Annotated in this window: 17 protein-coding genes; 7 read left to right on the top strand and 10 right to left on the bottom strand. The window is 66.2% G+C overall.

Annotated features, from left to right (window positions below; translation table 11 throughout):
- Nucleotides 1–8: 8 nt before the first annotated feature.
- From ACFTR6_RS14555 to sbnA, 3 genes are all read right to left on the bottom strand, one after another.
- Complete coding sequence (locus ACFTR6_RS14555; RefSeq protein ID WP_377958419.1) at nt 9–2,618, bottom strand: amino acid adenylation domain-containing protein; 2,610 nt, start codon at nt 2,616–2,618, stop codon at nt 9–11.
- The gene (locus tag ACFTR6_RS14550; protein WP_377958418.1) at nt 2,615–5,581 is read right to left on the bottom strand and encodes a Pls/PosA family non-ribosomal peptide synthetase; all 2,967 of its coding nucleotides are present in this window, start codon (nt 5,579–5,581) and stop codon (nt 2,615–2,617) included. Before ACFTR6_RS14550 ends, ACFTR6_RS14555 begins: the two co-directional genes overlap by 4 nt.
- Nucleotides 5,582–5,733: 152 nt before the next feature.
- Nucleotides 5,734–6,801 (bottom strand): 2,3-diaminopropionate biosynthesis protein SbnA, encoded by a 1,068-nt coding sequence (gene sbnA, locus ACFTR6_RS14545; RefSeq protein WP_377958417.1) that lies wholly within the window; start codon nt 6,799–6,801, stop codon nt 5,734–5,736.
- A 433-nt stretch (nt 6,802–7,234) separates the two neighbouring features.
- Between sbnA and ACFTR6_RS14540 the strand changes: the two genes are divergently transcribed.
- Nucleotides 7,235–8,344 carry a M20/M25/M40 family metallo-hydrolase gene (locus ACFTR6_RS14540; protein WP_377958416.1) on the top strand — a complete coding sequence of 370 codons (1,110 nt, stop codon included), beginning with the start codon at nt 7,235–7,237 and terminating at the stop codon, nt 8,342–8,344.
- A 15-nt stretch (nt 8,345–8,359) separates the two neighbouring features.
- On the opposite strand, the gene ACFTR6_RS14535 is transcribed toward ACFTR6_RS14540, so the two are convergent.
- Nucleotides 8,360–9,088 (bottom strand): 4'-phosphopantetheinyl transferase family protein, encoded by a 729-nt coding sequence (locus ACFTR6_RS14535; RefSeq protein ID WP_377958415.1) that lies wholly within the window; start codon nt 9,086–9,088, stop codon nt 8,360–8,362.
- A gap of 112 nt (nt 9,089–9,200) precedes the next feature.
- On the opposite strand from ACFTR6_RS14535, the gene ACFTR6_RS14530 reads away from it, so the two are divergent.
- From ACFTR6_RS14530 to ACFTR6_RS14515, 4 genes are all read left to right on the top strand, one after another.
- Entirely contained in the window at nt 9,201–9,701 is a 501-nt protein-coding gene (locus ACFTR6_RS14530; RefSeq protein ID WP_377958414.1) for a GNAT family N-acetyltransferase, read from the top strand.
- Between the two features lie 124 nt (nt 9,702–9,825).
- Nucleotides 9,826–11,103, top strand: coding sequence for an alpha/beta fold hydrolase (locus ACFTR6_RS14525; RefSeq protein ID WP_377958457.1), 1,278 nt, complete (start codon nt 9,826–9,828; stop codon nt 11,101–11,103).
- 188 nt (nt 11,104–11,291) lie between these two features.
- Nucleotides 11,292–11,741 (top strand): GNAT family N-acetyltransferase, encoded by a 450-nt coding sequence (locus ACFTR6_RS14520; RefSeq protein WP_377958413.1) that lies wholly within the window; start codon nt 11,292–11,294, stop codon nt 11,739–11,741.
- A 124-nt stretch (nt 11,742–11,865) separates the two neighbouring features.
- On the top strand, nt 11,866–13,143 hold the full coding sequence (locus tag ACFTR6_RS14515; RefSeq protein ID WP_377958456.1) for an alpha/beta fold hydrolase: 1,278 nt from the start codon (nt 11,866–11,868) through the stop codon (nt 13,141–13,143).
- Nucleotides 13,144–13,238: 95 nt separating this feature from the next.
- Here the strand turns inward: ACFTR6_RS14515 and ACFTR6_RS14510 are convergent, their stop codons facing one another.
- The 3 genes from ACFTR6_RS14510 to coaE form a co-directional block, all read right to left on the bottom strand.
- A complete protein-coding gene (locus ACFTR6_RS14510) occupies nt 13,239–14,264 on the bottom strand; it encodes a TerC family protein (RefSeq protein WP_076803240.1) in 1,026 nt (341 codons plus the stop codon).
- Between the two features lie 226 nt (nt 14,265–14,490).
- On the bottom strand, nt 14,491–16,623 hold the full coding sequence (gene uvrB, locus ACFTR6_RS14505; protein WP_076803241.1) for an excinuclease ABC subunit UvrB: 2,133 nt from the start codon (nt 16,621–16,623) through the stop codon (nt 14,491–14,493).
- Between the two features lie 40 nt (nt 16,624–16,663).
- Nucleotides 16,664–17,905, bottom strand: coding sequence for a dephospho-CoA kinase (coaE, locus tag ACFTR6_RS14500; protein ID WP_377958412.1), 1,242 nt, complete (start codon nt 17,903–17,905; stop codon nt 16,664–16,666).
- Between the two features lie 146 nt (nt 17,906–18,051).
- Between coaE and ACFTR6_RS14495 the strand changes: the two genes are divergently transcribed.
- Complete coding sequence (locus ACFTR6_RS14495) at nt 18,052–18,738, top strand: YigZ family protein (protein WP_076803243.1); 687 nt, start codon at nt 18,052–18,054, stop codon at nt 18,736–18,738.
- 97 nt (nt 18,739–18,835) lie between these two features.
- Nucleotides 18,836–19,402, top strand: a complete 567-nt coding sequence (locus ACFTR6_RS14490; protein ID WP_377958411.1) for a type 1 glutamine amidotransferase domain-containing protein — start codon at nt 18,836–18,838, stop codon at nt 19,400–19,402.
- 137 nt (nt 19,403–19,539) lie between these two features.
- Here the strand turns inward: ACFTR6_RS14490 and rpsA are convergent, their stop codons facing one another.
- The 3 genes from rpsA to polA all read right to left on the bottom strand — a co-directional run bounded on the left by rpsA (nt 19,540) and on the right by polA (nt 25,295).
- Nucleotides 19,540–21,015 carry a 30S ribosomal protein S1 gene (gene rpsA / locus ACFTR6_RS14485; RefSeq protein WP_076803245.1) on the bottom strand — a complete coding sequence of 492 codons (1,476 nt, stop codon included), beginning with the start codon at nt 21,013–21,015 and terminating at the stop codon, nt 19,540–19,542.
- Nucleotides 21,016–21,207: 192 nt separating this feature from the next.
- Nucleotides 21,208–22,497: a GNAT family N-acetyltransferase gene (locus ACFTR6_RS14480; RefSeq protein WP_377958410.1), complete on the bottom strand. Its 1,290-nt coding sequence runs from the start codon at nt 22,495–22,497 to the stop codon at nt 21,208–21,210.
- Nucleotides 22,497–25,295 carry a DNA polymerase I gene (gene polA / locus ACFTR6_RS14475; protein WP_377958409.1) on the bottom strand — a complete coding sequence of 933 codons (2,799 nt, stop codon included), beginning with the start codon at nt 25,293–25,295 and terminating at the stop codon, nt 22,497–22,499. The genes ACFTR6_RS14480 and polA overlap by 1 nt, the downstream gene beginning before the upstream one ends.
- Nucleotides 25,296–25,305 lie beyond the last annotated feature (10 nt).

Below are 25,305 nucleotides of genomic sequence, written 5' to 3'. Positions count from 1 at the left end.
CTTCCGTTTCATGGGTAGCGGGTGGGATTGGCCACCGGTCCTCCCGCCGGGGCCATGGAATCGGGCTCCGTGACGGCTCCCGCCATCCGCGGGGCGGGCGGAACGGTTGTGCCCGCGAAGGACGAGGCCTCAAGCAGGGCCGCCAGGTCTGCCAGGATGGGCGTCTGCATGATGTCCTTGATCGACACTGCACGCTTGAGCAGGACGGCGAGCTTCACCGCGGACAGCGAGGTCCCGCCCAGTGCAAAGAACGAGTCCTGCCCGCCGATCCGGCCCACCGGCAGGCCGAGCACCGTCGCCCATGCCTCGGCGAGCCGCTGCTCAGCGGCTGAAAGCGCTTCCGTGGCGGCGCCGGCTTCGGGAACCACCTCGCGCGCCATGCGCGTCAAAGCCTTCCGGTCGATCTTCCCGTTGCCGGTCAGGGGCAGGCTCTCCTGCCACCTGTACGCCGACGGAACCATGTAGCCCGGTACCCGGGCAGCCAGCTCGCTGCGGATTTCGTCGACCTCCAGCGGCCGGCTGCCGGAGTAGAACGCCACCAGGAACTTGGACTGACCGGCGCCCTCACCGACGACGACGGCGCCGTCCCGGACGCCGGGAACCCGCAGCAGCGCGTTTTCGATGTCGCCGATTTCGATCCGGAACCCGGAGATCTTGACTTGGTTGTCCCGCCGGCCCAGGTACTCCAGCTTGCCGTCCGGGGACCAGCGGCCGTAGTCGCCGGCCCGGTAGAGCCGCGCGCCGTCCACATAGGGATCGGTGGAGTAGGCCTGTGCAGTGCGCTCCGGGTCGTTGATGTAGCCGCGGCCCACGCACACCCCGGAGAAGGCGATCTCACCCGGAGCTCCAAGCGGAACAAGCCGCTGCCGCTCGTCGAGGATGTGGATCCGGACGTTCGGGATTGGCGGGCCCAGTGGTACGGTGCCGCCGGCGGGCGCTGCACTCATCACTTCGTGGTTCGTATCATCGGAGGTCTCCGTCAGCCCGTAGGCGTTGACAAGCTTGACGTCCGGCATGACGTCGAACCACCGGCGGACCAGCTCACGCTTCAGGGCCTCCCCTGTCGCCGAGACGCAGCGAAGGTGCGGTAAGGCATGGGGCTTGCCGCCCAGGTACGCCACCACGGCGTCCAGATACGACGGGACGACCTGGAAAACCGCCACCGCGCCCCGTTCCACCGTGTCGATGAAGCGCTCGACGTCGAGGATGCGGTCCTGGCCGACGATGAGTGTGCGGCCGCCGACGAGCAACGCCGAAACCAGCTGCCACAGCGAGATGTCGAAGCACTGGGGTGCGCTCTGGGCGACGACGTCCCCGGGGCCAATCCCCAGGTCCTCGATCTTGGCGTACAGGTGGTTCACCATGCCTGCGTGCTCGCACATCGCGCCTTTCGGCTCGCCAGTGGACCCGGAGGTGAAATAGACGTAAGCGAGCTGATCGGGACGAACCTGTATGCCGAGGTCGCCGCCGGGGTGCCCCTCGGCCTCGATGTCCTCGAACAGAAGCTTCGTCACTGCAGGCATTCCCTCCAGTGCCTCATCGAGGGTGGTGGTGCTGCCGCCTTCGGTGACCACTACCCGGGCCCCGGCCCGCGTGAGCGTTCTGGCGATCCGGTCGGCCGGGAAGTGCGGCTCGATCGGCAGGTACGCGCCTCCGGCCTTGAGGATGCCGATCACCGCGGCCATCCACTCCAGGTCCCGTTCGGCAACAACCGCCACGATGTCCTCGGACTGCAGCCCCCGCGCGAGCAAGGCGCGGGCCAGCCGGTTGGCGCGGGCATTCAGCTCCGCGTACGACCACTCCCGCGAGTCCTGGACCGCCGCAATACGATCGGGATGCTGCCGGACACGCTCCTCGAACAACTCGTGGAAGCGCCGCTGGGGCCGGGGCCGCCCCGGCCCGGCCAGCTGCTCAAGCTGGAAGCACCGCTCCTCGGGGCCGACGAGGTCGACGTCGTCGGGGTCCGACCCTGGGTCGGCGACCAGATGCCGGACTGCGCTCAGGTGATAGCCGGCGATCCGGAGGGCTGCGTCCTCGTCGAGGACGTCGCGGCGGTAGTTCAGACGAAGCACCTCGCCGGTGGCTGCGTTCCCGACCGACATCCCGAGCACGATGCCCTCCGGCAGCCCGGTATCGTCATCCCGAAGGCTGCCGAACACCACCTCGTAGCCCGGGGCGGCCGCCTTGTGATTAGCCTGCCTGAAGCTAGCCTGCATGGGCCCGGACTGCTCCGTACGGGCCCGAATTTGGCGGTCGTTCGCATCAGAGACGAGGGCTCGCCAGGACCGGTGGGTCAGATCCAGGTTGCACTGCCAGGTCCCGAACGAATCCAGGCAGCCGGTGGTGATCTCCGTCTCACCGGACAGGGCCTGGAGCACTCTGGCGTGCGCCGCCAGCCAGATCGAGCCGGGAGCCACTTGCAGGCTCTGGGCCAGCGTCCGCACGGCCGTGCCCAGGTCCCCGGGAACCGGCAGTTCGACCTGCTCTTGGCCCGGTTGGGGATCCTGCGTCCACCTGGGGATCGTCGTCGGTGCGGCAGCGGGGAGGGAGTTCCCGCCGCCGGCCGAATCGAGCGATTCGCCGGCCGTGCGGCAGCTGAGCGCGGGGCTGGAGGTCATGACAGTGGCCTTTCCAGGACGTCGGGCAATGTGATGTCGGCTCCGGCCTCTTCGGCCGGGTTGCCACCCCACACGGTTCCCCGGGGGAGCGTCGTCCCCTTCATGACGAAGGAGTCGGTGGTGACGACGGCACCGTCTTCTGCGCTCACGCCGTAGTGGACAACGCAGCCGATGCCAAGCGTGACGCCGTCCCCAAGGATGCTGTGGTCGGTCTTGAACATTCCGTCCTCCTGGGAATGGCACTGCAATGCGGAGCCGGCGTTCAGGGTGCAGCGGGAGCCGATCGTCACCAGGACCCGGTCGGGGAACGCGCAGCCGTCATCGAAGACCCGGGACCCGATCTTCACACCGATCAGACGCCAGAGCAGCGGCTTGAACGGCGTCCCGTCGAGCATGTTCACGTACCGGCTCTGGATCTGCAGCTTCCAGTACCGCTCGTGCCACCAGAAGTAGGGGTTGTAGATCGAGCAGAGCTGGGGCGTAAGTCCCCGCCGCGCCACGATGCGCTCGATGCCAGCGGGAACGAGCAAGCCAACCACGAGCATTACGGCAAACGACGCACTCACGGCAAGGAAACCGAATTGGTCGGACAGCTCGAGGGCGGCGAACATGATGATCATGGCCAGCGAGATGTTCAGCCACCGCACCAGCATCAAGAGGGCCATTGTGCGCAGGTTGTGCCTGTTCTTGGCGGCCAGGTCCCGACGGAAGTGCGCACGGCTCCTGTGTTCCTCAGGGAGGGCGTCCCGGAAGACCGAGCGGGGGATCTCGAACGGCGGCGACCCGAGCAGGCCCACGTCATGGCGCACCGGTCCGTCGATGGGGACCGCCACCATGGTCGCGAGCAGGCAGTTGTCCCCGGTTCTTGCCCCGGCCGGGTAGAAAACGCCGTTGCCAAGGAAGTTGTGCTTGCCGATCGCCGCCCGGCTGACCTTGAACGACGTCGGCGAGTAGTCGGCGTTCATAAACGACACTGCGTCGGCGATCATCGTGCCGGTGCCGATCGAGGATAAGAAAGGATTGTCGTGCTTGAACACCGAACCCATGTTCGAGCCGGTCTGCTGGACTTTCCCGAGGTCGTACCCGATGGCCTGCAGGTAGTTCACAATGTACGAACTGTCGCCGAACAACCCGCCAAGCATGGCATTGTTGGTCAACCTCGTCACCGCCCGCGATGCCGCGTCACGCAGTCCGAACAGCGGATACACCGTGTCAGGCTTTAACGCGAGGTTGAGCAGCCGCGGCACGGTCGTCACCATGACCAACGCCGCGACCGTTCCACCGAAGACGGTCAGGCCGGCGAGGCCAACAGCGTGGGCGTAGAAGGACCAGTCAGTGAACGCCAGCGGCTGCGCCTCCAACAGCGCCGCCACGCGCGGAAACGCCAGCACGGCCAGGGCGATGGTTATGGTCAGCATGACCCGGCCCACCCCGACCGCACTCAAGAACTGGGTGAAGGCAAACCATCCCCGGCGCCAGGGCCGGTAGGGCGTGGCCTCAACCGTGCGGAAGTCCGCATCCGTGCGCCGGCCCGGCGTACCGTGCCAGCGCTCGTCCGCGGGCACAGCCTGGCCAGCGTACAAACTGGCCCGGTGGCCCAACTGCGACCCGTCTCCCATGGACGTGTTAATGTCCAGGATGCTGCCCTCGCCGACGAGCACGTCACGGCCCAGCGTCACCGCGCCGAACTGGATAACGCCGCCGTGGGCCCGGTAGCCGGTTGCGATCACGTCCTTGCGGATCACCGTCCCCTCCCCGATCGTGAGCAGGTCGGTGCAGACCGGCAGGCGCTTGGTCATGATCGTCACGTTGCGGCCCACTTTGGCACCCATGGCCCGCAGGTAGAAAGTTGTCAGCGGGGAACCGACCATCAGCGACAGCGGTGAAGTTCGCATCAGGGTCTTGACCAGCCAGAACCGGAAGTACTGCAGGCTCCAGATACGGATCTCCTGGGGCCGGAAGCGCCCGATAATAATCCACTTCGCGGCCACCGGCAGGATACTCAGCAGCACGAACGTCGCCCCGGCGTACGCGACCGACCGCAGGTAGATCTCCAACAGGCTCGTCTCGTGGCTCAACCAATGGTGGTTACCCGCCCCCGCTTCCGGGAATATGAACAGGTAACCCACCACCGCGAGCCAGCCAGCGAGGAGGCAGTAGCCAAGGTAGACGAGCACCTGCAGGGCGCCACAGGCGACGTACTCCCAGGTCCGCGCGTCCATCGGCGCCGGAACCTCCGGCACCGAAGCCGCGACCGGCGAGGGCTCCTGCAGCCGGTCGTGCTGCAGGGGGACCTGCAGAGCCGCGGCCAGGGCCGAGACGCTCGGATTGCCATAGACATCCTTCATCGACACCGCCGGCAGGTCCGGCTCCTTCCGCATCCGGGCGCAGAACCGCGCCATAACCAGCGAGTCCGCGCCCAGGTCCTGGAAGAAGTCAGCGTCCATCGGGACTTGCTGGATGCCGAGAACTCCGGACAGCACCCCGGCCAGCCGCTCCCGCACCTGCACCGAGGCCGGCGCCGTTTCCGCCGGTGCCAGGGCCGCGGCCAGCCCCGAGATCGTCGGGTTCTGATAGATGTCCTTGATCGACACCGCCGGCAAATCCGGCTGCTTACGCACCCGGGCGCAGAACCGCGCCATGACCAGCGAGTCCGCACCCAAGTCCTGGAAGAAATCAGCCTCCACCGGCACATGCTCAAGGTCCAGCACGCCGGACAGCACCTCCGCCAACCGTTCCTGCACCTGAACCGTCGCCGGCGCCTCTTCCGCCGGTGCCAGGGCAGCGGCCAGCGCCGAGATGGTGGGATTCTGGTAGATGTCCTTGATCGACACGGCGGGCAAATCCGGCTGCTTGCGCACGCGGGCGCAAAACTGCGCCATCACCAGTGAGTCCGCGCCTAATTCATAGAAGAAGTTGGCGTCCACGGGGACGTCGTCCTTCTTCACCACTGATGCGAGCACACCCGCCAGCCGGCGCTCCAAGGCAACCGCGGTACCCGTGGCCGGCGTGGCTGGAGAGCCATTCCCGGCCGGAGCCGCGGTTGTCTCAGGAATGGGGGGAATGACGGGAGATGCGGAACGCGGAGCGCCCTGTAGATTGTCGAGTCGCATTTTCACTGCAGGAAATTTCCGAGGGCGGCGACGTAATCGGCCACGGAGATGGGGCCTGAGCGCTGTGGCTCCGGCACCGGGCCGGAGAGCCGCCCATGGGTCCCTGCCAAATCGGCGGTTGCCAGCGCTTCGGCGCCGAAGTGCTCGTGCACCCAGTCAGGGTTGTAGATGGTGTCCAGGTAGGGACGGCCCATGTCCGGGGAGATGGCCACCGCCGTCAGGTCCTGGGCGTCGTGGTCGGCGAGCCAAGACATGGCGCCGTGGACCACGGTCCCGGTGGAACCACCGAGCGTGAAACCGGCAGCCGCGAGGCGGTGGCAGGCGCGCACCGTGTCCAGTTCTTCGACCATCACCACGTCATCGATGAAGGATTCGTCGAGCTGCGGCGGCCGCACGCCCATGCCGAGTCCCGGGATCAGGCGGGTGGCCGGCGGGCCGCCGAACGAGACCGATCCTGCGGCGTCGACGGCGACAATCCGGACGTCGGGCCGGTGTTCACGGAAGTACCGCGCGCAACCCATCAAGGTCCCCGTTGTCCCGGCTCCCACGAACAGCACGTCCAGTTCAGGGAACTGACTGGAGATCTCGGGGGCAGTCCAGCGGTAGTGCGCTCCCCAGTTGCCGGGATTGGTGTACTGGTTGAGCCAGATGTACCGCTCGTCGGACGCGCACAGGTCCTGCACGTGGTTGAGCCGCGCGCCGAGGAAGCCCCCGGTGGGATCCGGTTCGGTGACCAGGTCCACCTGCGCCCCGAGCGACTCCATGAATTGCCGGGTTGCCGGGTTGCAGCGCGGATCGATCACACACACGAAGCGGTATCCCTTGCTGGCGGCGATCATGCTGAGCGCGACGCCGAGGTTGCCCGATGAGGATTCCACGAGGATGGATCCGGGGCCGATCAGACCCTCCCGCTCGGCGCGCTCGACCATCTCCCGTGCGGGCTTGAGCTTGATTGAGCCGGCGAAATTGAAGCCCTCGATCTTCAGATAGAGGCGGCAGCCCAGCACCCCTTCCAGGTCGACGAACAGGCTCTGCTCGTTAAACAGGTGCGGGTCCTTGATAATCGGCATGTTCTCCCTCGTTCCCTGCCATGCGCTTGGTCAGGGTTGGGGGACTGTTCCTGCCAGCTTGTGCGTGAAGGGTGGCGGACATCTGCGTCCTGACCAGTTCACTTTTCAAGAAGAGCCGCACAGGGCGGCACGAACGGAACACTGCGGTCACCGCTATCTTCCCCAGCAGCGAATACCGGCTTCCCCACCGCAAATACTCCGAGATGCAGTTGAGGCTTCAAACCTGTGGTTCGACAGTAGGCAGGTTCCGTAGCCCGCCGCAACCATTTCGAGTACCTGTATCCAATCCCTTGTGAGTACCTACTTACTCGTACTCGCACCCCCCGCGCGAAGCCATACTCGACTCTTGTCAAAGACCTTCCAAACCCCTCTGAGCAAGCAGTAGCGTTCTCTCATGAACGCGTTCCGATCGACGCGCAGATATCGAATACCCATGGCAGGAACCATCATCGCTGCTGCCGCATTGCTGATGGCGGCATGTTCCTCGCCGGCCGGGAGGGTGCCGCTCGAGGCACCGCCGGCCGTGACAATCCCGGCACAGGAATCCCCGCCGCAACGGCAACCGGCCACCCCGCCGGTGCCCACGGCGGCGCCGGAAACCGTCAAGCCTGGTGCGGAAGCAAAGGCCACCCAGGTCCACGCAGCCTTTGCCAAGCGAAACCTGATGAAGCACCTCCAGGCACTGCAAAAAATTGCCGATGAGGCCGGCGGAAACCGTGCCTCGGGGACCCGCGGGTACGAAGCGTCCGCCCGTTATGTTGAGGAACAGCTGCGTGCGGCCGGGTACAAGCCGGTACGGCAGGTCTTCACCTATTGGGATGAGGACCGCGAGGCGGACACAGAGACCTTCAACATCCTCGCGGACACTGCAGGCAGCGCCGAACACACCATCGTGGTGGGCGGCCATCTCGACTCGGTGCGCCGCGGTCCAGGGATCAACGACAACGGCAGCGGCGTGGCCGCCATGATCGAGACCGCCCGCTGGATGGCCGAGACGGGCGTCCAGCCGAAGAACCGGGTGCGTTTTGCTTTCTGGGGCGCCGAAGAGGTGGACCTGCTGGGCTCCCAACACTACGTAGACTCGCTCAGCAACAAGGAAAACACTGAGACCATGCTGAACCTGAACCTGGATATGGTCGCATCGCCCAACGGCGGACGGTTCGTCCACGACGGTGACGGCTCAAGCTTCGGTGACGCCGCTCCGGCCGGCTCGGACGTAATCGAGCGCACCTTCCTGGACTATTTCGCGGAGAACGGATTGGCGACCGCGCCCGCGGAATTTGAAGAGGGCGACTCCGACTACGACGCATTTATGAAAGCCGGCATCCCCACGGGCGGCCTGTTCACCGGAGACGAAGACGAGAAGACGGCCCAACAGGTCGAGGAGTTCGGCGGCACTGAGAACGGCGAGCACGATCCGTGCTATCACAGGGCCTGCGACGACACTTCAAACATCGACCGGCAGTTGCTGCACGACATGGCGGGTGCCCTGGGCTACGTGACGGTTGCCTTCGCGATGCTGCCGCGCGCTGACTCAGAGTGATGGCCGGGGCTGCAGCTAACTACGAGGCGCCACGACAAGTGCCACTGCTGCAGTGAATGAAAGCGGCAGCCCCACCGAACCCGGATCCACAGCGTCCACCACCCAGCCAGGACGGCCGCCCGTTCCCGCCACGTGATCCGGCAGCAGGGGAACGGAACCGGCAACATCCACCAGGGCCGGATCGACGACGGCCAGCCCCCTGCCGATCGCCTTCAGTACTGCCTCCTTGCGGGTCCACAGGCGTGTCTGGAAACCCGCCCTCAGCGCCGGCTCTACCTTCTGCAGTTCTTCCTGTTCCCGCGCCGAAAGTGCAACCTGTCCAAATCCCTCAAAACCTGCGGCCCCGCCGCTCTCCAGGTCGACGCCGACCCCCAGCAGCCGCCCGTCCGTGGACGCGGCCAGCAGGCACCAGTCTTCCGCCCTGCTCAGGCTGGCCAGGACGGTCACCTTCCGTGAGCCAGCCTGATACCGCGGCATCCCATGCACATGGTCGTCCCTGGTGCACTCCCGGCAGACGTAATCGGCCTGCAGGTCCGTGGGATCCACTCCGGCGATCTCGGCGGCATGGCGCCGCAACGCGATGCGCCCGGCCAGGAACCTCTCCCGCCGCACCTGCGAAGTGAACGCCCCTGCCAGCCGCCGCTCGCCATCGTCCAGGAATTCGGTTTGGCGAAGGTCGACGCTGGACAGCCGGACGGCTGCCAGACGGATCGGCTGCACGGCTGGCTGGGCTGGCCTGTTCACACCGCCCCCGGAAGGGTTGCTGATTCTTGACGCGTCATTGGACTCAACAGCCTATACGCCAGCGGCATCCTGCGGGCGTGCAGCCTCCCCGGTACGCAGTAAGCTCGGATCCATGAGTGTAATCCGTCCCGCCACACCCGCCGATGTTCCCATAATCCTGCAGATGATCCACGAGCTGGCCGTATACGAAAAGGAGCCGGACGCGGTCCGGAACACGCCCGAGCTGCTCACCGAGGTCCTCTTCGGGAACAACCCGCGCGTTTACGCCCATATTGCCGAAAACGGGGACGGGCAGGTGCGCGGCTTCGCACTCTGGTTCCTCAACTACTCAACGTGGGAAGGCGTGCACGGGATCTACCTGGAGGACCTCTACGTCACCCCGGAAGCACGGGGCGAGGGCCACGGGAAGGCCTTGCTGCAGCACTTGGCCGCGACCGCCGTCGAACGCGGCTATGCGCGGGTCGAGTGGAGCGTACTGGACTGGAACGAACCGTCCATCAACTTCTACCGGAAGCTTGGAGCGTTCCCGATGGAGGAATGGTCCACGTTCCGGCTGACGGGAGCCGCGCTGGCCGAGTTCGGGAGCCGCACCGAAGTTGGTGTCCATGGCTGAGGCAGCGCTGGACGCCAGCGTGCAGAAGGGCGCCAGCTCGCAGAAGGGCCGTAGAGTGCAGAAGGGCGCCAGCTCGCAGAAGGACCCTGCCCATACCGTCCGGGCCCGGCACACGTTCCGTGGCATGCGCACGGTGGAGCACTGCTTCAGGGTGCCGCTGGACCATTTTGCGGACCAGGCCGCCGATGCCGCGGCTGAGACCATCACCGTCTTCGCCCGCGAGTACGTTTCCGCCGAGCACACCGAGGCTGAGGCCGCCGAGCTGCCGTGGCTCCTGTACCTGCAGGGTGGTCCGGGAGGCCGCGGCAACCGCTTCGCGTCGCTCGGGGGCTGGAGCAAGGCGGCCGCGAAGGATTTCCGTATCCTGATGCTGGACCAGCGCGGCACCGGCCTCTCCTCCCCCATTGACCGCAACACGCTGCCGCTGCGGGGAGACGCCCCCGCGCAGGCCAGCTACCTCAAGCACTTCCGGGCTGACTCGATCGTTGCCGACGCCGAACTCATCCGCCAGGCCCTCGGCGCGGAGCCATGGACCGTCTACGGGCAAAGCTACGGCGGCTTCTGCGCCCTGACCTACCTGTCATTCGCGCCCACCGGCCTGCGCGAAGTCCTGATCACCGGCGGGCTGGCCCCGTTGAAAGGTTCCCCGGACCGGGTCTACCGGGAGACATTCAGGCGGGTGGCTGCCCGCAACGCGGAGTACTTCGGCTGGTATCCCGAGGACCGCGAGGCCGTGAACCGCATCGTGGACCACCTCCGCAGCACCCCGGAGTACCTCCCGGACGGCTCCCCGCTGACGGTGGAGAGGTTCCAGATGGTGGGATCCTTCCTCGGCGGGAACACGCGGGTGGACAGCCTGCATAACCTGCTGGAGGACGCCTTTGTGGAGACGCCCTGCGGTGCGCGGCTCTCGGATCCGTTCCTGGAGCAGGTGCGCGCACACATCTCGCGTGCATCAAACCCCCTGTATGCGCTGATGCACGAGTCCATCTACGCCCAGGGCGCGGCCACCGGCTGGGCGGCCTGGCGTGTCCTTGAGGAGTTCCCGGAATTCGGCCCGGACGCTGCCGAGGTACTCCTGACCGGCGAAATGGTCTACCCCTGGTACTTCGACCAGGATCCGGCCCTCCGCCCGCTGGGAGAAGTGGCGGAACTGCTGGCGGCCGAGACCGGCTGGAAGCCGCTGTACGACACGGCGCAGCTGGCCGCCAATATCGTCCCGGCCGCGGCTGCCGTCTACCGCGACGACATCTATGTGGACCACGGGCTCTCCATGGAGACCGCCGCCGCCGTCCGCAAACTGAAGACGTGGGAAACCGGGGAGTTCCACCACGACGGGATCGCCGACGACGGCGAAGCCATTTTCAGCCGCCTCCTCGGCATGGTGCGCTCGGTCCGGTAGCCAGGCAACCAACAGCCCCGGCAACGGACAAAGCAACCCCGGCCACGTGGGGCGGCCGGGGTTGCTTTTCTTTGTGCTGTGGGGGCAGAGGAGGCCTAGTCGACGTCGCTCATGCTCTTCCGCGCGTCCTCCTCGAGGCGGGCGTCCAGCTTGGCCCCACACCCGCCGATGTTCCCATAATCCTGCAGATGATCCACGAGCTGGCCGTATACGAAAAGGAGCCGGACGCGGTCCGGAACACGCCCGAGCTGCTCACCGAGGTCCTCTTCGGGAACAACCCGCGCGTTTACGCCCATATTGCCGAAAACGGGGACGGGCAGGTGCGCGGCTTCGCACTCTGGTTCCTCAACTACTCAACGTGGGAAGGCGTGCACGGGATCTACCTGGAGGACCTCTACGTCACCCCGGAAGCACGGGGCGAGGGCCACGGGAAGGCCTTGCTGCAGCACTTGGCCGCGACCGCCGTCGAACGCGGCTATGCGCGGGTCGAGTGGAGCGTACTGGACTGGAACGAACCGTCCATCAACTTCTACCGGAAGCTTGGAGCGTTCCCGATGGAGGAATGGTCCACGTTCCGGCTGACGGGAGCCGCGCTGGCCGAGTTCGGGAGCCGCACCGAAGTTGGTGTCCATGGCTGAGGCAGCGCTGGACGCCAGTGTGCAGAAAGGCGCCAGCTCGCAGAAGGGCCATAGCTCACAGAAGGGCGCAAACTCGCAGAAGGACGCTGTACATACCGTCCGGGCCCGGCACACGTTCCGTGGCATGCGCACGGTGGAGCACTGCTTCAGGGTGCCGCTGGACCATTTTGCGGACCCGGCCGCCGATGCCGCGGCCGAGACCATCACCGTCTTCGCCCGCGAGTACGTTTCCGCCGAGCACACCGAGGCTGCGGCCGCCGAGCTGCCGTGGCTCTTGTACCTGCAGGGTGGTCCGGGAGGCCGCGGCAACCGCTTCGCGTCGCTCGGGGGCTGGAGCAAGGCCGCCGCGAAGGATTTCCGTATCCTGATGCTGGACCAGCGCGGCACCGGCCTCTCCTCCCCCATTGACCGCAACACGCTGCCGCTGCGGGGAGACGCCCCCGCGCAGGCCAGCTACCTCAAGCACTTCCGGGCTGACTCGATCGTTGCCGACGCCGAACTCATCCGCCAGGCCCTCGGCGCGGAGCCATGGACCGTCTACGGGCAAAGCTACGGCGGTTTCTGCGCCCTGACCTACCTGTCATTCGGGCCCACCGGCCTCCGGGAAGTCCTGATCACCGGCGGGCTGGCCCCGTTGAAAGGTTCCCCGGACCGGGTCTACCGGGAGACGTTCAGGCGGGTGGCTGCCCGTAATGCGGAGTACTTCGGCTGGTATCCCGAGGACCGCGAGGCGGTGAACCGCATCGTGAACCATCTCCGCAGCACCCCGGAGTACCTCCTGGACGGCTCCCCGCTGACGGTGGAGAGGTTCCAGATGCTGGGATCCTTCCTCGGCGGGAACACGCGGGTGGACAGCCTGCACAATCTGCTGGAGGACGCCTTCGTGGAGACGCCCTGCGGTCCGCGGCTCTCGGATCCGTTCCTGGAGCAGGTGCGCTCACAGGTCTCGCGCGCATCAAACCCCCTGTATGCGCTGATGCACGAGTCCATCTACGGCCAGGGTACGGCCACCGGTTGGGCGGCCTGGCGTGTCCTTGAAGAGTTCCCCGAGTTCAGCCCGGACGCTGCCGAGGTACTCCTGACCGGCGAAATGGTCTACCCCTGGTACTTCGACCAGGATCCGGCCCTCCGCCCCCTGGGGGAAGTGGCGGAACTGCTGGCGGCCGAGACCGGCTGGAAACCGCTGTACGACACGGCGCAACTGGCCGCCAATATCGTCCCGGCCGCGGCCGCCGTCTACCGCGACGACATCTATGTGGACCACGGGCTCTCCATGGAGACCGCCGCCGCCGTCCGCAAACTGAAGACGTGGGAAACCGGGGAGTTCCACCACGACGGGATCGCCGACGACGGCGAAGCTATTTTCAGCCGCCTCCTCGGCATGGTGCGCTCGGTCCGCTAAGCCGGGCAGTTAGCAAACCCAGCAGCGGACAAAGCAACCCCGGCCACATGCGCGGCCGGGGTTGCTTTTGTTCGTGCTGTGGGGGCAGAGGAGGCCTAGTCGACGTCGCTCATGCTCTTCCGCGCGTCCTCCTCGAGGCGGGCGTCCAGCTTGGCCTTCTGCGCGCCGGTGCTGACGAGGCTGGCGATCACGGCAATGATGATGGTGCCGATGATAACCGCGAGGGACACGAAGGTGGGGATCTCCGGGGCCCATTCAATGTGGTGCCCGCCGTTGATGAACGGCAGTTCGTTGACGTGCATGGCGTGCAGGATCAGCTTCACGCCGATGAAGGCCAGGATGATGGACAGTGCGTGCTTCAGGTAGACGAGGCGGTTCATCAGGCCGCCGAGCAGGAAGTACAGCTGCCGCAGGCCCATCAGGGCGAAGATGTTCGCCGTGAAGACAATGAAGGCGCTTTGCGTCAGGCCGAAGATGGCGGGGATGGAGTCGACGGCGAACAGCAGGTCGGTCATGCCGATGGTGATGAAGACGATGAGCATCGGGGTGAAGACCTTCTTGCCGTCCACCGTGGTGCGCAGCTTGCCGCCGTCGAACTTCTCGGACATCGGGATCACCTTGCGGAGCTTGGCGATGATGGCGTTCTCCGTGTCCTCTTCGTCTTCGCCTTCGTCCTGCGCCTGCTTCCACGCGGTCCAGAGGAGGAACGCACCGAAGATGTAGAAGACCCAGCTGAACTGTTCAATGACGATGGCGCCGAGCATGATGAAGATGCCGCGCAGGATCAGCGCGATGATGATGCCCACCATCAGCACTTCCTGCTGGTACTTACGGGGCACCGAGAAGCGCGCCATGATGATGATGAAAACGAACAGGTTGTCGATGCTAAGGCTGTACTCTGTCACCCAGCCGGCCACGAACTGGCCACCGTACTCGGGTCCCGTAAACGCGAACATGGCACCGGCAAACACCAGGGCCAGCGCCACATAAAAGGCCACCCAGAGGCCGGCTTCCTTCATGGAGGGCTCGTGCGGGCGGCGCACCACCAGAAGCAGGTCCATAAGGAGGATGATGCCGAGGACGACGAATGAGCCGACCTCGAACCAGACGGGAAGTTCCACAAAAACGCCTTTCGCAGGGTACAAAAAACCGGTGTAAGTCTCTCCGGCGAACCTGTGCACTTGGTGCTGATGTGGCTGCCCGCTACGCCCGGCAAGGCATCTGTGCCTTGCGTGTTGACGTCCGTAGCGCTTGGGATACTCCCCTACGTGACCACAACTTTACCCTAGAGCCGCGGGCGGCCGCGCCACGTGACGCGCCGGCCCCCTGCGGCCACCCCGGCAGCCGTCAGGCGTGCCCGGCCGACTGCATCTGGCGCAGTTCCTTCTTCAGCTCGGCAACCTCGTCACGGATCCGGGCGGCCACTTCGAACTGCAGTTCGGCGGCCGCGCCGTGCATCTGCTCCGTGAGCTGTTCGATCAGGCCCACCAGGTCCTCGGCGGGCGCCGCAGCGAGACCGTCGGCGCGTACGATGGCCGCACCCTTCTTGGCCCCCTTGCCGGACTTCGCGCCGGGCTTGGCCGCCGAGGTTATGCCGCGCTTGCCCTTGCCGTAGTCGAAGCTGCCCAACAGCGCATCGGTGTCTGCGTCCTCCCGGGCCAGCTGGTCCGTGATGTCGGCGATCTTCTTGCGCAGCGGCTGCGGGTCCACGCCGTTTTCGGTGTTGAAGGCCACCTGGATGGCGCGGCGGCGGTTGGTTTCCTCGATGGCCTGCGCCATGGAGTCAGTGATCTTGTCCGCGTACATGTGCACCTGCCCGGAGACGTTCCTGGCAGCACGGCCGATGGTCTGGATCAGCGACGTGGAGGAGCGCAGGAAGCCTTCCTTGTCGGCATCGAGGATGCTCACCAGGGACACCTCGGGCAGGTCCAGGCCCTCGCGGAGGAGGTTGATGCCCACCAGCACGTCGAAGGTGCCCAGCCGGAGTTCGCGGAGCAGTTCCACGCGCCGCAGGGTGTCCACGTCCGAGTGCAGGTACTCCACCTTGACGCCATGACCTACGAGGTAGTCCGTGAGGTCCTCGGCCATGCGCTTGGTCAGGGTGGTCACCAGGACGCGCTCGTCCCTTTCCACCCGCGTCCGGATCTCGCCCAGGAGGTCGTCGATCTGGCCCTTCGTGGGTTTGACGATGACCTCGGGGTCGACGAGGCCGGTGGGGCGGATGATCTGCTGGACGTAGCCGTCCGCCTTGCCGAGCTCGTACTTGCCCGGCGTGGCCGACAGGTACACGGTCTGGCCGACGCGCTCCAGGAACTCGTCCCATTTGAGCGGCCGGTTGTCCATGGCGGAGGGCAGCCGGAAGCCGTGGTCCACCAGGGTGCGCTTGCGCGACATGTCGCCCTCGTACATCGCCCCGATCTGGGGCACGGTGACGTGGGATTCGTCGATGACCAGCAGGAAGTCGTCCGGGAAGTAGTCAAGGAGGCAGTGCGGCGCGCTGCCCCCGGCGCGCCCGTCGATGTGCCGGGAGTAGTTCTCGATGCCGTTGCAAAAGCCCATCTGCTGCATCATTTCGAGGTCGTACGTGGTCCGCATCTTCAGCCGCTGGGCCTCCACGAGCTTGTTCTGCCCCTCAAGGACGCTGAGCCGTTCCGCGAGCTCGTCCTCGATGGCGGTGATGGCCCGGGACATGCGCTCCGGCCCGGCCACGTAGTGCGACGCCGGGAACACGTACATCTCCGTTTCCTCGCGGAGGACGTCCCCGGTGACCGGGTGCAGCGTGTAGATGTTTTCGACCTCGTCGCCAAAGAACTCGATCCGGAGGGCAAGTTCCTCGTACATGGGGATGATCTCCACGGTGTCGCCGCGGACCCGGAACGTTCCGCGGTGGAAGTCCATGTCGTTGCGGACGTACTGCATGGCGACGAACCTCCGCAGGAGATCGTCGCGGTTCATCTGCTGGCCCTGGCGCAGGGTGACCATGCCGGCGATGTACTCCTCGGGCGTGCCCAGGCCGTAGATGCAGGAGACGGTGGCCACCACGATCACGTCGCGCCTGGTCAGGAGGGCGTTGGTGGCGGAGTGCCGGAGGCGTTCCACTTCCTCGTTGATCGAGGAGTCCTTCTCGATGAAAGTGTCCGTCTGCGGGACGTACGCTTCGGGCTGGTAGTAGTCGTAGTAGGAGACGAAGTATTCCACCGCGTTGTTGGGCAGCAGCTCGCGGAACTCGTTGGCCAGCTGCGCGGCGAGGGTCTTGTTCTGGACCATCACCAGCGTGGGCCGCTGCACCTGTTCCACCAGCCAGGCCGTGGTGGCGCTCTTGCCGGTGCCGGTGGCGCCGAGCAGGACCACGTCCTTTTCTCCGTTTTTGATGCGTTCGGTGAGTTCGGCGATGGCCGTCGGCTGGTCACCGGCCGGCTTGAATTCGCTGATGACCTCGAACGGGGCAACGACGCGGTTGATCTCCTGCGCAAGACTCATGCATCTAATCTACCGCCGGGCACTGACAGGAACGCCTGATTCAGCTTTGGGCTGTACGGGCAACACCGGTGGAAACGTACGACGGCGGCTGCCAGCCGCTGCTTTCGGCCCACCGCTGCGCTCCGGGAGCGGCCACCTCGCGGAACCAGTCCTCTTTACCTTCCGCGTAGCCGGCGGTGGTGGCGTCGGAGGCATGCAGCGCGGCCACGCGGCGTTTCTTGGCGCCATACTCCCTGCGGGCGGCAGGGTCGGCGCGCAGCCAGTCGCGGAAGCACAGGGCAAACCACCAGCCCGGCGAGCCTGCCACCCGGACATGGAGGTTCACCGGACGTGCAGGATCGGCGTTGCCGTGCAGGCGCTTGGACCAGGCGGCGGGGTCGGGACGTCCGGGCAGCGGGCTGTCCACGAGGATGCCCGGCCAGCGGGGAAACCCCGCGGCACCAAGCAGGGGCGCAATGCGGTCTGCCGTGGCAAGATCAGCCACTGAGAGCTGCAGGTCGATGACGTCCTTGGCTTCGAGGCCGGGAACCGCCGTTGACCCGATGTGGTCCACGGCCAGGACGTCCCCCGGTGCGGCGGCCTTCAGCCGCTCAGCCAGGTTGGAAGCCTGGCGCGGCCAGTCGGAGTCAGGGGCGGCCAGGACGGCGGCACCGCTGCGGGCCGCCACCGTGCCCTGGCTGATGTTCCGCGCGAAGGGCAGCAGCCGTTCGTTCCACAGCCGGTCCACCGAGGCCAGCAGCTCCGCGCGGGTGCCCGAGTTGGTAAGAACCGCGTCCGCTGCGGCGAGCCGGTCCTGCCGGGATGCCTGGGCTGCGATCCGCGAACGGGCATCCGCTTCGGTCATGCCGCGGTGCTCGGTCATGCGCTGCAGCCGGACATCCTCCGGAGCGTCCACCACCAGCACAAGGTGGAAGTTCTTCTGCTGTCCGGTTTCCACCAGGAGGGGGATGTCCTGCACCACCAACGCGTCGGCCGGGGCAGCCGCAATCACCGCCGCGGCGCGTTCGCGCACCAGCGGATGGATGATGCCGTTGAGCTCCGCGCGCCGTTCCGGCTCCTGGAACACGATCGCCCCGAGGCGTGGCCGGTCGAGCCGCCCCGCAGCATCCAGAATCTCCGGGCCGAATGCGGCCACGACGGCGGCAAGGCCGGGAGTGCCTGGTTCCACGACTTCACGGGCGATCGCGTCGGCGTCGACGAGCACGGCCCCCAGCTCCTCAAGGCGTGTTGCCACCAGTGACTTCCCCGAGGCGATCCCGCCCGTCAACCCAATCTTCAGCACCCCCCAAGACTAATCCCCGCTGCCTCCCCAATCTCGCAAGCTCGATTGGGGCCCCTCGGCAGCGTGGGCCCATCCACCGCCCCCTAACCTCGCTCCGCTCGGCCAGGGAACCCGGCCGGCGTGGGCCCATGTCCTAGACTTGGGCGGTGCAACAGCAAGAGAGCAGGTCATCCGCGTACACCACTCTGGCTGCCGGTGACGGCTTCCGTCACGAGATCGAGATTAAGCGGTCCCGGTTCATCGCCGTGCTGCGGCGGGCGGACAGCGAAGAGGATGCCCGTGCCCTGGTGTCCGAGCTCCGACGCGAGTTTCACGACGCCCGGCACCACTGCTCTGCGTTCGTGCTCGGGCCGGACCGGGACGTCCAGCGTTCCAGCGACGACGGCGAACCCTCTGGCACCGCCGGAATCCCGATGCTGGAGGCCCTCCTGCGGAGGGAGACCGCGCCCGGGGTGACGGACCTCAGTGACGTAAGTGCCGTCGTCGTACGTTATTTCGGCGGGATCCTGCTCGGTGCCGGCGGGCTGGTGCGCGCCTACTCCGATTCTGTCTCGACGGCGCTGGAACTGGCTCCGCTGGTGCAGCGCCGCCGGCTGCGCATCTGCGCCGTACGCGTACCGCACGCCGCGGCCGGGCGCCTGGAAAACGACCTGCGCAGTGCAGGCTACGCGATGGCCGGGACCGGCTACGAGGCCCAGTCCACGGTCCTGCGGCTCGCCCTGCCGGATGCGCCGGACGACCTGGCCGCGGCAGCCGACCGGCTGGCCGCAATGACCGCCGGAAGCGCCGCCCTCCACCCCGAGGGCACGGAGTGGATCGACATCGCCCGCTGACCGGCAAGCTGGCAGGCCGAAGAAAATCATCAGCTTGCTTATGAGTTTCCGCTTTTCTAGGGTGGACCTGTAAGGCACCACAGGAAAAGGAGGACTCATGTCAGAGCACAACATCAACGGCAAGAGGGTCGCATTTCTGCTGACGGACGGCGTGGAGCAGGTGGAGCTGACCAGCCCCTGGGACGCCGTCAAGAACGCCGGCGGTGAACCCGTCCTGGTGGCCCCGAAGAGCGGCAAGCTGCAAGGCTTTAAGGGCGTCGAGAAGGGCGACACCTTCGACGTGGACCTGGTCCTGAAAGACGCCAACGCCTCGGACTTCCATGCCCTGGTCATTCCGGGCGGCGTGGTGAACGCCGACCACCTTCGGGTCGACAAGGATGCACAGGCGTTTGCGCGGAGCTTCTTCGAACAGCACAAGCCGGTGGCGGCCATCTGTCACGGCCCCTGGCTGCTCATTGACGCGGGCGTCGTCAAGGGCCGGAACCTCACGTCATACCACACGCTGGCCACGGACCTGCGGAACGCCGGGGCCAACTGGAGCGACCAGGAAGTGGTGGTGGACCAGGGCTTCGTGACCAGCCGGAAGCCCGACGACCTCCCCGCGTTTAACGACAAGGTGCTGGAGGAAATCGCCGAGGGCGAGCACGCCGGGCAGACGGCCTGACGCTACCCATCGCCAGCCGGCACCGCAGATTGCCGGATACCAAAAAAGGTGGCCGCCCCCTTTCGGGGACGGCCACCTTTTTACTGGCGTTCAGCCCTGCCGGTGTTCAGCCGGCGCGGACCAAAAGTACCTGGCAATTAGTTGCCGGTCAGCTTCTCGCGCAGGGCGGCAAGAGCCTCGTCCGAAGCAAGCGTGCCCGCACCGGAGTCGGTGGCAGCCGGCTCGGAGGAGTAGCTGGTGGCGCCGGAGTCGCTGTCGCCGGACGTTGCAGCTGCAGCGTCGTCGGCAGCGTGCTGGGCAACCTGCTTCTTGTGTGCTTCCCAGCGGGTCTGGGCGTCAGCGTACTGCTGCTCCCAGGCGGCGCGCTGTGCCTCGTAGCCCTCGAGCCATTCGTTGGACTCGGGGTCGAAGCCCTCGGGGTACTTGTAGTTGCCCTCTTCGTCGTACTCAGCGGCCATGCCGTACAGAGCGGGATCGAATTCGGTGCTGTCGGCGTCGACGCCCTCGTTAGCCTGCTTGAGGGAGAGGGAGATGCGGCGGCGCTCGAGGTCGATGTCGATGACCTTGACGAACAGTTCGTCGCCAACAGAGACAACCTGCTCAGCCAACTCAACGTGGCGGACGGCCAGTTCGGAGATGTGAACGAGGCCTTCGATGCCGTCTTCGACGCGGACGAACGCACCGAACGGAACGAGCTTGGTGACCTTACCCGGAACAACCTGGCCGAGGGCGTGGGTGCGGGCGAAGGTCTGCCACGGGTCTTCCTGCGTAGCCTTGAGGGACAGGGAGACACGCTCGCGGTCCAGATCCACTTCGAGGACCTCGACGGTGACTTCCTGGCCAACCTCGACAACCTCGGACGGGTGGTCGATGTGCTTCCAGGACAGCTCGGAAACGTGAACCAGGCCGTCTACGCCGCCCAGGTCCACGAAGGCACCGAAGTTGACGATGGAGGAAACGACGCCGGGACGGACCTGGCCCTTTTCCAGCTTGTTGAGGAAGGTGGAGCGGACCTCGGACTGGGTCTGCTCGAGCCAGGCACGGCGGGACAGCACAACGTTGTTGCGGTTCTTGTCCAGTTCGATGATCTTGGCTTCGATCTGCTGACCGATGTACGGAGCCAGGTCGCGCACGCGGCGCATCTCGACGAGGGATGCGGGCAGGAAGCCGCGCAGACCGATGTCGAGGATAAGACCACCCTTGACAACCTCGATGACGGTACCGGTAACAACACCGTCTTCTTCCTTGACCTTCTCGATGTCGCCCCAGGCGCGCTCGTACTGAGCACGCTTCTTGGAGAGGATCAGGCGGCCTTCTTTGTCTTCCTTGGTGAGCACCAGGGCCTCGACCTGATCGCCGACGGAGACAACTTCTCCGGGATCAACGTCGTGCTTGATGGAAAGCTCGCGGGAGGGGATGACACCTTCGGTCTTGTAACCGATGTCGAGCAGAACTTCGTCGCGGTCGACCTTGACGACGGTACCTTCGACGAGGTCCCCGTCGTTGAAGTACTTGATGGTGGCGTCGACTGCTGCGAGGAAGTCCTCAGCGGTACCGATGTCGTTAATGGCGACCTGCGGGGTACCGGGCTTCTCGGTGGAGGTGATGGTCATGTAGTAGGGGCTCCGTTGTGGATAGTTAGTCGGTCAGGCAAACCGCCGCGCCCGCGTTATGGAACGCAGGCGCAGTGCGGGCACTCCGCAAGGAAGTGCCTGGTCATCCTGATTTTTGTGGATTGAAGAAAATGCGGGCACGTAGTATCCGCCCGTTTATTCTAGCGGCCAGCGCCAACCAGGGTCAAAGCGCTAGAAATGTGTCAGGCAGTGCGGCGGGCGTTCGACGGCGAACATCCGGCGCGCCGTCAGCGCGGCCCCGGGAGTGTGCTCGGTGATCCGGCCGGCCGCTGCCAGCGTGACGGGGCAGACGGCGCCCAGGTAGATGGATCCGAGTTCGGCAACGTCCAGCGACAGGTCAGGCATGGTGCCCGGCGGTGCCTCCGTGACCCGGGCATCTCCCCCGCTGACGTTCAGGACGTACGTGCCGCCCGCGAACCCCAGGCCGTCAGCCACGTCCAGCAACAGAGTGCCGTCGGCGGAGAAACGCCGCGCAGCCAGGGCCCGGCCGGTGTCCAGGATCCGCAGCCAGAGCATGTCCCGCTGGTCTGCCGACTCAATGCACCGGGGATCCTCGAGCGCCCAGCCCAGGGGGTCATCCACCGGAGCCGACTCCCAGCTCACGCGCTCGGAGAGGTCGATGGCACCCAGGAACTGCCACAGCTCCAGGTATGCCGGGCCCGTGGCCGCCACGAGATCGACGAGTTCGATGGTGTACGGCCTGGCGTCCCAGCCGGCGAACTTGTAGGAGGCGTACCCGTCCACCCGGCCGGATGCGTCGTAGTGCAGGGCGCACCTGATGGCTTCATCCTCCTTACCGTCACGGCTGAAGGCCCCTGACACGGTGTGCCGGTAGGCCTCCTGCCGCACGATGGATCCCGGGGTAAGCCGGTGGACCTGGTCGAAGATGCCGGGCGCCAGGTCAAGGAGCACCTTGCGGTCGGCCATTTCCACGGTGCCGGTGGGCGCGTGGCGGATCCTGAACCTCGGCCCGGTGTCCACCTTGATGCTCCGCTCGAACGTGGCAACACCGAAGCCGAAGCGCCCGTAGATGGAACCTTCAGAGGCGTTGAGGGCGGCCAGCGCGAGGCCGGCGGCCTTGGCGGCGCCCAGGTCTTCGGTCATCATCCGGCGGAGGAGACCCTGCCGCCGGTGCGTTCCGCGGACCGTCACCGAGGTGACGAGCTGCGCTTCCAGCTGCCGCCCGTACCCGATGTTCAGGTCCTTGCGGAGCGTGGCGAAGGTGGCCACCGGCACGTCCGGCCCCAGGGAGTGGGGAGCCACCGGTGCCGCCTGGTAGACGCCGGTGAGTTCCCTGTTGTCTGTCCGGTACATGGCCAGGACCTTGTCCACGAACGTGTCGTTCCGGTTGCTGTCGTGGAAGCCGAAGCCCACCGCCTTGACCCATGTGCGGGCCAGGTCGGTGTCAGGGGAACCGTTGGCAGCCGTGCGGAAGCGCCTGGTCTCGTACCGGTCGGGCATCAGTGGCCTGCGTCGTACCAGCTGGTGCCGACGCCGATCTGGACTTCCAGCGGAACGCTGAGTTCCGCGGCGGCAGCCATCTGTTCCGTGACGAGCTTCTCGACGGCCTCCCGCTCGCCCTTGGCCACTTCCAGGACCAGTTCGTCGTGGACCTGCAGCAGCATGCGCGACTTGAGCCGCTGCGAGGCCAGCTCGGAATGCACGCCCAGCATGGCCCGCTTGATGATGTCGGCCGCCGATCCCTGGATGGGCGAGTTCAGGGCGATGCGTTCGGCGTTTTCCCGCAGCTGCCGGTTGGTGCTGGTGAGGTCCGGCAGGTAGCGGCGCCGGCCTTCGATCGTGGCGGTGTAGCCGTCAACGCGGGCCTGGTCCACCACGCCACGGAGGTAGTCGCGCACGGCACCGAAGCGGTCGAAGTAGTTCTTCATCAGCGTCCTGGCCTCATCGACCGAAATTTCCAGCTGCTTGGACAGCCCGAAGGACGTGAGCCCGTAGGCGAGGCCGTAGGACATGGCCTTGACCTTGGAGCGCATGGCGCTGGTCACCTCAGCCGGCGGCACATGGAAGATGGACGAACCCACGAAGCGGTGCAGGTCCTCGCCCTGCCGGTAGGCCTCGATCAGGCCGGCGTCGCCGGACAGATGGGCCATAATGCGCATTTCGATCTGTGAGTAGTCGGCGGACAGCAGGCACTCGTAGCCGTCGCTGACCACGAAGATGCCACGGACCCGGCGGCCTTCCTCGCTGCGGATGGGGATGTTCTGCAGGTTGGGGTTGTTCGACGAGATGCGTCCTGTCGCCGCCACGTTCTGCGCATACGTGGTGTGGATGCGCCCGTCCTCGGCCACGGACTTCTTGAGCGTTTCCACCATCTGCCGCAGCTTGGCCGATTCGCGGTGCGCCATGAGCTGGACCAGGAATTCATGCCCGGTCTTCTCCAGCAGGTTCTTCAGGGAGGCCGCGTCCGTGGTGTAACCGGACTTGATCTTCTTGGTCTTGGGCAGCTGGAGTTCCTCGAACAGGACGGTCTGCAGCTGCTTGGGCGAGCCCAGGTTCACCTCGTGGCCGATCGCGGCAAACGCGCGTTCCTGGGCGTCGTCGATCACCCGGGCAAGGTCCGCGAGCTGCTCGTCCATCAGCTCCATGGAGACGGCGATGCCGGCCTGTTCCATGTCGGCCAGGACGCGGCTTACGGGCAGTTCCAGCGTGGCCAGCAGCTCCTCGGCCTTGCGTTCCTGCAGTTCCGCTTCGAAGAACCGGCTCAGTTTATGGACGACGGCGGCCACCTGCACCAGGGCGCCGGACGCCGCGGCAGCGTCGTCGTCGAACTCCAGCTCCAGCTGGCCCGCCTTCGCGGCCTCCGCGGAGACATGGATGTTCAGGTGGTGCTGGGCCAGCTCCCCGAGTTCGTAGGTGCGGCGGTCAGGCTCAATGAGGTACGCGGAAATGGAGGTGTCGTCCACGACCCCTTCCAGGCCGAGGCCGCGGTTGGCCAGGGCCTTCAGGGCCGCTTTGTAGCCGTGCACGACCTTCGGGGACTCCCCGTCCCGGAGCCACTGCGCCAGCACGTTCTCGGCGTCGGCGTCCAGCCCCGTGAGGTTCACGTAGGCGGCAGCGTCGTCGCGGACGATGGCGACGGCTTCAGCATCTTCGCCGATCCGGCCGGCCAGCACGTCCACGGCGAGGGCCGACCGCTGCCCGGCACCTGCCTCGAAGAAGGCCCGCAGCGCGTCCGCATCCTGCAGCGTTGCGAAGTCCCGGCTTTCCAGGGTCTCGCGTTCGGCTTCGGGGACCTCACCGGCATACAGCTCGAAGAGCCGGGTGCGGATGGTCTTGAATTCGAGCTCATCGAAGAGCTCCTCGAGCGCCTGCTGGTCCGGCCGCGGATCGGCCAGCTGGTCGAGGGTCACCGGGAGGTCGAGGTCGGTGTGGAGCTGGTTCAGCTTGCGGTTGCGCTTGACGGCGTCCACGTTGGCGCGGAGAGCGTCGCCCACCTTCCCGCCGATGGCGTCGAGGTGTTCCAGCACGCCCTCGAGGCCGCCGTAGAGATTGATCCATTTGGCTGCCGTCTTGGGCCCGACGCCGGGAACGCCCGGCAGGTTGTCCGCTGTTTCGCCCACCAGGGCGGCGAGGTCCGAGTACCGGGAGGGGCTGACGAAGTACTTTTCCTCGACGGCGGCGGCGTCCATGCGCGGGATGTCGCTGACGCCCTTCCGCGGGTACAGCACGAAAACGTTGTCGGTGATGAGCTGGAAGGCGTCGCGGTCGCCCGAGACGAGCAGGACCTCGTAGCCGGCTTTTTCACCCATGGCCGCGAGGGTGGCCAGGATGTCGTCCGCCTCGTAGCCGGGCATCTTGATGGTCTTGATGCCCCAGGCGCCCATGACTTTGTCGATGAGGTCGATCTGGCCGCTCATTTCCCGGGGCGTTTCGTTGCGGCCGCCCTTGTACTCGCTGTATTCGGCTTTGCGGTGAGTGGTGTCATCCGAGACGTCGAAAGCGACCGCGACGTGGGTGGGCTTCTGTTCCTTGATCAGGTTGATGAGCATGGAGGTGAAGCCGTGGATCGCGTTGGTGTGCTGGCCCCGGGCGGTGGAGAACTTGTCCGCCGGGAGTGCGAAGAAGGCCCGGAAGGCCATGGAGTGCCCGTCCAGCACCAGAAGCCGGGGCTGCTCCGTCAGGGGAATGACGGGGGCATCGGTGGCCGACACCGAAGTGACGGCAGGATCGGTCACTGTGGTGCCCTGAAGGGTCTGGGTTGCGGACGGGATTGGGGCCGGTTTGGTTGTTTCACTCACAGGTGCCAGC

The organism is Arthrobacter sp. NPDC057009 (assembly GCF_042673905.1).
Taxonomy (GTDB): Bacteria; Actinomycetota; Actinomycetes; order Actinomycetales; family Micrococcaceae; genus Arthrobacter.
The sequence above is the reverse complement of the archived record's forward strand: the minus strand, read 5'-3'. Positions and strand labels throughout refer to the sequence as shown.